Here is a 10,211-nt window from a genome sequence, read left to right as displayed (position 1 = left end):
GCTGCAGCAGGCGGTAGTGACGCCGCCAGTGACCTATGGGGATGTTGTGAGCAAGAGCAGCGGGGATGGGCAATCGGATACGATGGCTGGATGAAATCACAGCATCAATGGGGCTGCTGGAGCTAAATAGATACCCCTTATTTGGGTTCAGACGTCTGCACAAACAAAAACAGCCCGCAGGCGCACACCGGCAGGCTGTTTGGCAAGTCACGGGAAAGCCAGGGCTCGCGTTGCGCGAGGCCAACATCCCGCAAGCGCTTACGAGCTCTTCTTGAAGTTTTCGATACCGTCAGCCACTTCTTTCCTGGCGGCGTCCACGCCGTCCCAGCCCACCACCTTCACCCACTTGCCTTTTTCCAGGTCTTTGTAGTGCTCAAAGAAGTGAGCGATGGCGTTGCGGCGCATGGGGTTGACGTCATGAATGGTCTGCCAGTGGTCGTACATAGGCAAAATCTTGGAGGTCGGCACGGCGATGACCTTGCCATCCATGCCCGCTTCGTCTTCCATCATGAGGATGCCCAGGGGGCGGCACGTCACGACAACGCCCGGATGCAGGGGATAGGGCGTGATGACCAGCACATCCACCGGGTCGCCGTCCCCCGACAGCGTGCGCGGCACATAGCCGTAGTTGGTGGGGTAGTGCATGGCCGTGGTCATGAAACGGTCCACGAAGATCGCGCCAGATTCCTTGTCCACTTCGTACTTGATCGGGTCGGCGTTCATCGGGATTTCGATGACGACGTTGAAGGTCTCGGGTGCGTGACTGCCAGGGGATACGTTGTTCAGGGACATGACTCAGAAGGGTGGATTTGAAAAACGGCAACCCACGATGCAATCGCCCCTGGTTGCCCCGGGCACTGCGCGGGACCAGCCCGGCGATGTCGGGATTAACCCTGATTTTAGGGCCAGGCTCCTTGCGCCTTGCTTGCAGCGGCTGGTTTGGCTGTAAATTCGATCTGTTGGCCAATCGGCTCTGCAGGACAGGGCACGAGGAAGCAACGCAGCGGGGACACCACCGATGCGTTGTCCCCCTTCGCGCATCATCCAAGGAGAAATGAATGGCTGCAAGTTCAGCATTGACATCCCCTATCGTCCTCGCACTCGTGTGCGGCCTGATCGCGGTGGCTTATGGCCTCTGGACCAGGAGCTGGATTCTTTCCAAAGACCCGGGCAACGCCCGCATGCAGGAGATTGCCTCGGCCATCCAGGCCGGCGCGGCAGCGTACCTTGCCCGGCAATACAAGACGATTGCCATCGTGGGCATCGTCCTGGCGATCCTCATCGGCGTTTTTCTTGACAGCACCACGGCGATCGGCTTCGTGGTGGGCGCGGTGCTCTCGGGCGCCTGCGGCTTCATCGGCATGAACGTATCGGTGCGGGCCAACGTGCGCACTGCCCAGGCAGCAACACAAGGCATCGGCCCCGCGCTGGACGTGGCCTTCCGCGGCGGTGCCATCACCGGCATGCTGGTGGTGGGCCTCGGGCTGCTGGGCGTCACGGCGTTTTACTGGTTCCTTGTGGGCAACGGCAACCTCAAGCCCACAACCAACCTGGCCACGCTGCTCAACCCCCTGATCGGGTTTGCGTTTGGCTCTTCGCTGATTTCGATCTTTGCGCGCCTGGGCGGGGGCATCTTCACCAAAGGGGCAGACGTGGGTGCCGACCTGGTCGGCAAGGTGGAGGCCGGCATCCCCGAGGATGACCCGCGCAACCCCGCCGTGATTGCAGACAACGTGGGCGATAACGTGGGCGACTGCGCCGGCATGGCCGCCGACCTGTTTGAGACCTATGCCGTCACGCTGATTGCCACCATGGTGCTGGGCGCGCTGCTGGTGGCCACTGCGCCCATCAACGCCGTGGTGTACCCGCTGGCGCTGGGTGCCGTGTCCATCATTGCGTCGATCATCGGCTGCTTCTTCGTGAAAGCCTCGCCCGGCATGAAGAACGTGATGCCAGCGCTGTACAAGGGCCTGGCCATCGCGGGCGGACTCTCGCTGGTCGCGTTCTATTTCGTGACGCTGTGGATCATCCCCGACAACGCCATCAGCGCCAGCGGCAGCCAGTTGCGCTTGTTTGGAGCCTGTGCCACCGGCCTTGGTCTCACGGCGGCGCTGGTCTGGATCACGGAGTTCTACACCGGCACGCAATACTCGCCGGTGCAGCATATCGCACAGGCATCGACCACCGGGCACGGTACCAACATCATTGCGGGTCTGGGGGTGTCGATGCGCTCCACCGCATGGCCGGTCATCTTCGTGTGCCTGGCCATCCTGGCGGCCTACCAGCTTGCCGGTCTGTATGGCATCGCCGTGGCAGCCATGTCCATGCTGAGCATGGCGGGCATCGTCGTGGCGCTGGATGCCTATGGCCCCATCACCGACAACGCGGGCGGCATTGCTGAAATGGCCGAGATGCCCAGCAGCGTGCGGGACATCACCGACCCCCTGGACGCCGTAGGCAACACCACCAAAGCCGTCACCAAGGGCTATGCCATCGGCTCTGCGGGCCTTGCGGCACTGGTGCTGTTTGCCGACTACACGCACAAGCTCGAAAGCTATGGCCGAGCCATCAGTTTTGATCTGAGCGACCCGCTGGTCATCATCGGGCTGTTCATTGGCGGGCTGATCCCCTACCTGTTCGGCGCGATGGCGATGGAAGCCGTCGGCCGCGCTGCGGGGGCTGTGGTTGTTGAAGTGCGGCGACAGTTCCGCGACATCACCGGCATCATGGACGGCACAGCCAAGCCCGAGTACGGCCGTGCCGTTGACATGCTGACCAGCGCCGCCATCAAAGAAATGGTGATCCCCAGCCTGCTGCCCGTGATCGTGCCCATCGTGGTCGGGCTGGCCCTGGGGCCCAAGGCGCTGGGCGGGTTGCTGATGGGCACCATCGTCACCGGTCTTTTCGTGGCCATCAGCATGTGTACTGGTGGCGGAGCCTGGGACAACGCCAAAAAGTACATCGAAGACGGCCACCACGGCGGCAAGGGCAGCGAGGCCCACAAGGCCGCCGTGACCGGTGACACCGTGGGCGACCCCTACAAGGACACCGCAGGTCCGGCCATCAACCCGCTCATCAAGATCATCAACATCGTGGCGCTGCTCATCGTGCCGCTGGTGGTCAAGTTCCACAGTTGAACGGCACCCCGGTTCGCGCGCCGGTCACGCGAACCGGGCCAGAGCCTCGCTGCGCCGCGCCATCGGCGCGTGCCGGCGCAGCGGAGAGCACGCCGCCATTTGCTATACTTACGATAGCACAAAATCGTTTACAGGCGGGCGCGATAGGCCTTTTTTATTCAAATAATCAGCCCGCATTCCATCCGAGGTAACCATACCGGCCATGCAACTGAACCACATCGCCAACGCTGCGGTGCCGTCGTCTTCAGGCCGCACCATCCCGGTGATCGATCCGTCCGACGGCCAGCCGTTCGACGAGATCCAGCGCAGCGATGCCGACGACATCGATGCGGCGGTGCACGCGGCGCGGCAGTGCTACACCGCGGTGTGGCACAAGCTGGCTCCCGCAGAGCGTGGCCGGCTGTTGCAAAAGCTCTCGGCCAGGATCCTGGAGCATGCCGATGAGCTCACGGCGCTGGAGCGGCGCGATTGCGGCAAGCCCACCCGGCAGGCGCGGGCCGATGCGATGGCGCTGGCGCGCTACTTTGATTTCTACGCCGGGGCCTGCGATAAGTTCCACGGCGAGACCATCCCCTACCCGGACGGATACAGCGTGCTCACCTGGCGCGAGCCCCACGGCGTTACAGGCCATGTGATTCCCTGGAACTACCCCATGCAGATCTTTGGCCGCAGCGTGGGCGGTGCGCTGGCTGCCGGCAATGTGTGCGTGGTCAAGCCCGCCGAGGATGCGTGCCTTTCGCTCATCCGCGTGGCGCAACTGGCGGCCGAGGTGGGTTTTCCGGCCGGTGCGATCAATATCGTCACCGGCTATGGCCACGAGGCGGGGGACGCGCTGGCACGCCACCCGGGCATAGCCCACATCAGCTTTACCGGCAGCCCCAGGGTCGGCACGCTGATCCAGCAAGTGGCCGCCGAACGCCATTGCCCCGTGACCCTGGAGCTCGGTGGCAAGAGCCCGCAGATCATCTTTGCCGACGCCGACCTGGATGCTGCCATCCCCGTGGTCATCAACGCCATCGTGCAGAACGCCGGGCAAACCTGCTCGGCCGGATCGCGCGTGCTGATCGACTCGCTCATTTACGAACCCCTGCTCGCGCGCCTGGGCCAGGCCTTTGAAAGGCTGCGCGTGGGCCCCGCCGTGATGGACCTTGACGTCGGCCCGCTGATCCGCCAGACGCAGCAGCAGCGCGTGTGGGACTTTTTGTCGGACGCACAGGTCGCGGGCATTCCGATGGTGGCCCAGGGCGTGGTGGTGGACGAAGCCCCCGAGACCGGCTACTACCAGGCCCCCACGCTGCTGCGCGATGTGCCCGTGAACCACCGCCTGGCGCAGGAGGAAATCTTCGGCCCCGTGCTCAGCGCCATGGCCTTTGAGGATGAAGACCACGCCGTGGAGCTGGCCAACGCCACACCGTTCGGCCTGGTGGCCGGTATCTGGACGCGCGACGGCGCGCGCCAGTTCCGCATGGCCCGGCGGGTCCACAGCGGTCAGGTGTTCATCAACAACTATGGAGCGGCGGGCGGCGTGGAGCTGCCGTTTGGCGGCGTGAAATCCAGCGGCTACGGGCGCGAAAAAGGCGTGGAAGCGCTGTACGGCTTTACCACCCTCAAGACCGTGGCCATCAAGTACGGCTGACGGCGCTCGCAGCATCTCCCGTCGCGCCTGTGTGCCACGCGCCCTCCCCCGCACCTTCCAACACCTTCGCCCGGCCCCGTGCCCGGGGTTGCGGCGCACGGTACACACGGCCTCTTGGGAACCTCTGCATAACTCCCTGCGGTCTGCGCGGGCGCGGGCGCGGGCTCGGGCAGTCCACGGCGTTGCTTTTCTTGCCAATAGCCACGCTATTGGCTGCAAAAAGCGCCTTGTGGACTATCCCGATCCGCACCAGCGCATCCTCGCGAGGGTTATGCAGAGCTTCCCTTGACGATCATTTTTGATTTTTCATGGCCCACCCCACCGGAGATCCTCATGCGCGTGAAGCACAAATCCATCATCGTCACCGGCGCTGGCAACGGCATTGGGGAGGGCATCGCCAAACGCCTGGCGGCCGAGGGCGGCCGGGTGCTGGTCAACGACATCCATGAAGCCGGTGGTCAGCGCGTGGTGGCCGAGATCGCCGCCGCAGGCGGCACGGCAGCGTTCTTCCAGGCCGACGTGACCCGTTCCGCCGAGGTGAAGGCGATGGTCGATGAAGCCGTGCGCCTGTATGGCCGGCTGGACGTGGTGGTCAACAACGCCGGCTGGACGCACCGCAACCGCCCGATGCTGGAGGTGAGCGAGGACGAGTTTGACAAGGTCTATGCCATCAACATGAAAAGCATTTACCTGTCGGCCATCCACGCCGTGCCCGCACTGCACCAGTCGGGGGGCGGCAGCTTCATCAACATTGCATCCACCGCCGGACTGCGCCCCCGCCCGGGCCTGACCTGGTACAACGGCTCCAAGGGTGCCGTCATCATCACCAGCAAATCCATGGCGGCCGAACTCGGTCCCGACAACATCCGCGTGAACTGCATCAACCCCGTCTTCAACCCCGACACCGGCCTGGCCGCCGAATTTGCCGGCGGCCCGCTGGACGAGGCACGCCGCGCGAAGTTTCTGGCCACCATTCCGCTGGGGCGTTTTTCAACCGCGCTCGATGTTGCCAATGCCGCCCTGTTCCTGGCCAGCGACGAGGCCGCCTTCATCAGCGGCGCGTGCATCGAGGTGGACGGCGCTCGCTGCGTGTGAGCCGGGCGCGGGTCGGGGCCCACCGCCGCGCCGCGAGTGTGGACATCCCCAAAACCGTCGCTGGCCAGAGTGAGAAAATGCCCCGCATGCGCCCTCTTGCCCCCACCCTTGAGCCCCGCCATGGCTGAACGCGTCATCCCCCTGGTGGATGAGCGCCTGGCCTCGCGGCCGGCCAGGGTGCCTGACCAGGCCGCGACACCTACCGGGCTGCTGACGGACACGCGCGGCCGCCCGCTGCGCGACCTGCGCATCAGCGTGACCGACCGCTGCAACTTCCGCTGCAACTACTGCATGCCCAAGGAAGTTTTCAACAAAGACTACCCCTACTTGCCGCATAGCGCACTACTGAGCTTCGAAGAGATCACGCGGCTGGCGCGGCTGTTTCTGGCGCACGGCGTGCGCAAGATCCGCCTGACCGGCGGCGAGCCCCTGCTGCGCAAGGGCCTGGAAGAACTCGTCGCCCAACTGGCGCAGCTTCGCACCGTGGATGGCACCGCGCCCGACCTCACCCTCACCACCAACGGATCACTGCTGGCCCGCAAGGCCCGGGCCTTGAAAGACGCGGGTCTGAACCGCGTGACCGTGAGCCTCGATGGCCTTCAGGATGCGGTGTTCCGCCGCATGAACGATGTGGATTTTCCGGTGGCCGACGTGCTGGCGGGCATCGAGGCCGCGCACGCTGCGGGCCTGTCGCACATCAAGGTCAACATGGTGGTCAAGCGCGGTACCAACGACCATGAAATCCTGCCCATGGCGCGGCACTTTCGCGGCTCGGGCACCACGCTGCGCTTCATCGAATACATGGATGTGGGGGCCACCAACGGCTGGCGCATGGACGAAGTTCTGCCATCGGCCGAACTCATCGAGCGCCTGCGCGCCGAACTGCCGCTGGTGCAGCTCGATCCCAGCAACCCCGGCGAAACCGCCGAGCGCTGGGGCTATGCCGATGCCACCGGCCGCCACGACCCGGCGCTGGGCGAGGTGGGCGTGATCAGCAGCGTGACCCAGGCCTTCTGCCACGACTGCAACCGGGCTCGCCTGTCCACCGAAGGCCAGCTCTACCTGTGCCTGTTTGCCAGCCAGGGCCATGACCTGCGCGCGCTGCTGCGCGGCGGTGCCAGTGATGCCGACATCGCCTCGGCGATCGCTCCGATCTGGCAGCAGCGAACCGACCGGTACTCCGAACTGCGCGGCAGCCTCCAGGCCGACACATCCATGGGCGCGCGCCGCGTGGAGATGAGCTACATCGGCGGCTGACATGCAGCCGCCCCACAGTCGCCTGCAGCGCCCTCCATCGCCCCCGCTGCGCGGGAGAGGGTCGCAGCCCTTGCTGCGGGTCGGCCCTGGCCGGGCGACCCTGCCCTGGCGGGCGCCCACCGCACAACCCCTGCAACAACATGATTGACACCCAAGACATCACCGGCCTGGTTCTCGCAGGCGGCCGCGGCTCCCGCATGGGCGGCGTGGACAAAGGCCTGCAAAACTTTCGCGGCCTGCCCCTGGCGCTGCACACGCTGATGCGGCTGCAGATGCAGACCGGAACCAGCATGGTCAATGCCAACCGCAACCTGGCGGCCTACGAGGCCTTTGGCGCGCCGGTGTGGCCCGATGTGCTGGCCGACTATGCCGGGCCGCTGGCGGGCTTTTTGACTGGGCTGGAGCGCTGCGAAACGCCGTGGCTGCTCACGGTGCCGTGCGATACGCCGCTGTTCCCGCTGGACCTGGCCCAGCGGCTGGCAGCCGCAGCGGATGCCCAGGGCACCGACATCGCCATGGCCGCCGCGCCCGAGGACGACGGCACCGGCCGCACCACCGTGCGACCCCAGCCTGTGTTCTGCCTGCTGCGCGTGGACCTGCTGGAGAGCCTGGTCGCCTTCACACAGGCCGGTGGCCGCAAGATCGACGCCTGGACCGGCCAGCACCGCTGCGCCATCGTGCCGTTCGATGCGCCGGGCGACGATGCCAGGGCATTCTTCAACGCCAACACCCTGGCCGAGTTGCAGGCCCTCGAAGGCACCTGAAACCGTCGCGGGTGGCGGCTGCGCGCACGGCCCCGCCGCGCGCCGCCGTGAGCCCCGACCACACAACATTACGCGCCGTCGGCAGCCATACCCTCCCCCTGCGCACATGTCCATCCACATCCGCCCGCTTGCCGCCACCGACGCCGTTGCCTACAAGGCGCTGCGTGACGAGTCGCTGCGCACTGCCCCCGAGGCCTTCACGTCGGACTGGGCCTCGTCAGTAGGGCGAGACGCGAGCGAATACGTAAGCCGGTTTGGGAGCGTGGATTCAGGCAACTTCTTCCTGGGCGCATTCGATGAGGCGGGCCACCTGCTGGGCTGCATCGGCTGCGAGCGCAAGGCCCGTTTGCAGCAGCGCCATTGCGCCGGCGTGGTGAGCATGATGGTCGTGCCCGGGGCGCAGCGCCGGGGCATTGGCCAAGCACTGGTCGCCGCCTGCATCGAGGCCGCGGGCCAGGTGCCGGGGCTCACGCAGCTGGTGCTGACCGTGACCGCATCCAACGCGCATGTGGTGCGCCTGTACGAGCAAGCCGGCTTTCGCGCGTGGGGGCTGCTGCCACGCGCCATCGTGGTGGACGGCGTGGGGTACGACAAATTGCACATGCTGCGTTTGTTAACCTCAGCGGCTGATCAGGGCGGCCAAAGCGAGCCGCCCGCAGCCTGAACCCACCGGCCAAGGCAGGCCAGCGCACACGCCCTGCCCCAATCTACCTACGATCCATCGACCCCCATCGCCATGAAAACCATTGCCCAGATTGCCGCCGAACTCCAGGGCTACGACCCGCAGGCCCTGCGGGCTTGCGATGTCCATGCATTCCTGGAGCGCCTTGCCGAGCCGGTGGCCGAGACCGAGGAAGTGGCCATCTTCGACGCGCTGGGCCGCGTGGTGGCGCGCGATGTGATCTCGCCCATCAGCGTGCCCCCCCATGACAACTCCGCCATGGACGGCTATGCGCTGGCGGGCGCGCAACTGTTGGCGGGCCTGCCGCTCACGCTGCGTGTGGTGGGCACGGCACTGGCCGGCAAGGCGTGGTCCGGGCAGGTCGGCCCCGGCGACTGCGTGAAGATCATGACCGGGGCCATCATGCCCCCGGGGCTGGACACCGTGGTGCCCCAGGAGTTCACCACGCAGGCCTCTGGCGGCGGTGCCATCACCCTGGCGGCCGATGTGGTGCGCACGGGCGACAACCGGCGCTTCAAGGGCGAGGATCTGATGGAAGGCGGCGTGGCCCTGGCGCGCGGCGAAAGGCTCACGCCTGCGGCGCTGGGCCTGCTCGCCAGTCTGGGGCTGGGCACCATCACGGTGTACCGCCGCCTGCGGGTGGCGTACTTCTCCACCGGCGATGAAATCCTGAGCCTGGGCGAAGCCCCGCGCGAAGGCGCTGTGTACGACAGCAACCGATACACGGTGTTCGGTCTGCTCACACGCCTGGGCGTGGAGGTGATCGACCTGGGCGTGGTGCGCGACGAACCCGCCCTGCTGGAGGCCGCCTTCCGCGAAGCCGCAGCGCGTGCCGACGCCATCATCACCAGCGGCGGCGTGAGCGTGGGCGAGGCCGACCACACCCGCGCCATGATGAAAAAGCTGGGCGATGTGGCGTTTTGGCGCATTGCCATGCGCCCCGGGCGGCCCATGGCTGTGGGTCGTATCGGTGGCACGGGAGAATCTGATATCAAATCAGCCAATGACGCACGTCAAATAAGCTCTGATAGCTATCAAACTAATAGCAATTCTTCCCCAACAGGCTCCGTGCTCTTTGGCCTGCCCGGAAACCCCGTGGCTGTGATGGTGACGTTTTTGGCCTTTGTGCGCCCCGCCCTGCTGCGCATGATGGGCAGCACCCACCCGGCCCCGCCCCTGCTGCGCGCCACCAGTGCCGAAGCCATGCGCAAAAAGCCCGGTCGCACCGAGTACCAGCGCGGCACGGTGACCACCGCGCCCGACGGCAGCTTGCACGTGCGCACCACCGGCAACCAGGGCTCGGGCGTGCTCAGTTCCATGGTGCAGGCCACTGGCCTCATCGTGCTGCACCACGACCAGGGCAACGTGGCTGTGGGCGACGCGGTGGACGTGATGGTGTTCGACGGGGTGATTTGAGCGCCACGACCGGAGGCTCTTTGCGCTCGACATGCGGGGGCCTTTGCATCCACTTCGCAGCTGTTCTCACACCACCTCCATGATCCTATTGAGTCGGCACCTTTGAACTTGAACCAGCCGTTCGGGCTGAGCCTGTCGAAGCCTTGCGCAGAGCTTCGAACCGCATCAACGCATTCAAGTTGGTTGATGCCGACTCAATAAAAACGGCAGTTGGATGCATTTGC

At 65.7% G+C, this 10,211-nt stretch carries 8 protein-coding genes; 7 read left to right on the top strand and 1 reads right to left on the bottom strand.

The features are described from left to right. Positions 1–258 precede the first annotated feature (258 nt). On the bottom strand, positions 259–792 hold the full coding sequence (ppa, locus tag ACK543_RS00820; RefSeq protein WP_409940986.1) for an inorganic diphosphatase: 534 nt from the start codon (positions 790–792) through the stop codon (positions 259–261). A gap of 266 nt (positions 793–1,058) precedes the next feature. Between ppa and ACK543_RS00815 the strand changes: the two genes are divergently transcribed. The 7 genes from ACK543_RS00815 to ACK543_RS00785 all read left to right on the top strand — a co-directional run bounded on the left by ACK543_RS00815 (position 1,059) and on the right by ACK543_RS00785 (position 9,987). After that, positions 1,059–3,137: a sodium-translocating pyrophosphatase gene (locus ACK543_RS00815; protein WP_409940985.1), complete on the top strand. Its 2,079-nt coding sequence runs from the start codon at positions 1,059–1,061 to the stop codon at positions 3,135–3,137. A gap of 202 nt (positions 3,138–3,339) precedes the next feature. After that, complete coding sequence (locus ACK543_RS00810) at positions 3,340–4,773, top strand: aldehyde dehydrogenase family protein (RefSeq protein ID WP_409940984.1); 1,434 nt, start codon at positions 3,340–3,342, stop codon at positions 4,771–4,773. A gap of 333 nt (positions 4,774–5,106) precedes the next feature. Then, a complete protein-coding gene (locus ACK543_RS00805; protein WP_409940983.1) occupies positions 5,107–5,868 on the top strand; it encodes an SDR family oxidoreductase in 762 nt (253 codons plus the stop codon). A gap of 120 nt (positions 5,869–5,988) precedes the next feature. Continuing rightward, a complete protein-coding gene (gene moaA, locus ACK543_RS00800) occupies positions 5,989–7,125 on the top strand; it encodes a GTP 3',8-cyclase MoaA (protein ID WP_409940982.1) in 1,137 nt (378 codons plus the stop codon). A gap of 140 nt (positions 7,126–7,265) precedes the next feature. Continuing rightward, positions 7,266–7,889, top strand: a complete 624-nt coding sequence (mobA, locus tag ACK543_RS00795; protein WP_409940981.1) for a molybdenum cofactor guanylyltransferase MobA — start codon at positions 7,266–7,268, stop codon at positions 7,887–7,889. Between the two features lie 106 nt (positions 7,890–7,995). After that, positions 7,996–8,553: an N-acetyltransferase family protein gene (locus tag ACK543_RS00790; protein ID WP_409940980.1), complete on the top strand. Its 558-nt coding sequence runs from the start codon at positions 7,996–7,998 to the stop codon at positions 8,551–8,553. Between the two features lie 72 nt (positions 8,554–8,625). Continuing rightward, positions 8,626–9,987 carry a molybdopterin molybdotransferase MoeA gene (locus ACK543_RS00785; protein WP_409940979.1) on the top strand — a complete coding sequence of 454 codons (1,362 nt, stop codon included), beginning with the start codon at positions 8,626–8,628 and terminating at the stop codon, positions 9,985–9,987. The last annotated feature ends 224 nt before the right edge of the window (positions 9,988–10,211 follow it).

The organism is Acidovorax sp., assembly GCF_046341535.1.
Classification (GTDB): Bacteria; Pseudomonadota; Gammaproteobacteria; order Burkholderiales; family Burkholderiaceae_C; genus Acidovorax.
This window is presented reverse-complemented; position numbering and strand designations above follow the sequence as displayed.

Excerpts from the sequence above, each read along its gene's own strand:
- ACK543_RS00805 (WP_409940983.1), top strand. The coding sequence starts at position 5,107 with ATGCGCGTGAAGCACAAATCCATCATCGTCACCGGCGCTGGCAACGGC.
- ppa (WP_409940986.1), bottom strand. The coding sequence starts at position 792 with ATGTCCCTGAACAACGTATCCCCTGGCAGTCACGCACCCGAGACCTTC.
- ACK543_RS00785 (WP_409940979.1), top strand. The coding sequence starts at position 8,626 with ATGAAAACCATTGCCCAGATTGCCGCCGAACTCCAGGGCTACGACCCG.
- ACK543_RS00790 (WP_409940980.1), top strand. The coding sequence starts at position 7,996 with ATGTCCATCCACATCCGCCCGCTTGCCGCCACCGACGCCGTTGCCTAC.
- mobA (WP_409940981.1), top strand. The coding sequence starts at position 7,266 with ATGATTGACACCCAAGACATCACCGGCCTGGTTCTCGCAGGCGGCCGC.
- ACK543_RS00815 (WP_409940985.1), top strand. The coding sequence starts at position 1,059 with ATGGCTGCAAGTTCAGCATTGACATCCCCTATCGTCCTCGCACTCGTG.
- moaA (WP_409940982.1), top strand. The coding sequence starts at position 5,989 with ATGGCTGAACGCGTCATCCCCCTGGTGGATGAGCGCCTGGCCTCGCGG.
- ACK543_RS00810 (WP_409940984.1), top strand. The coding sequence starts at position 3,340 with ATGCAACTGAACCACATCGCCAACGCTGCGGTGCCGTCGTCTTCAGGC.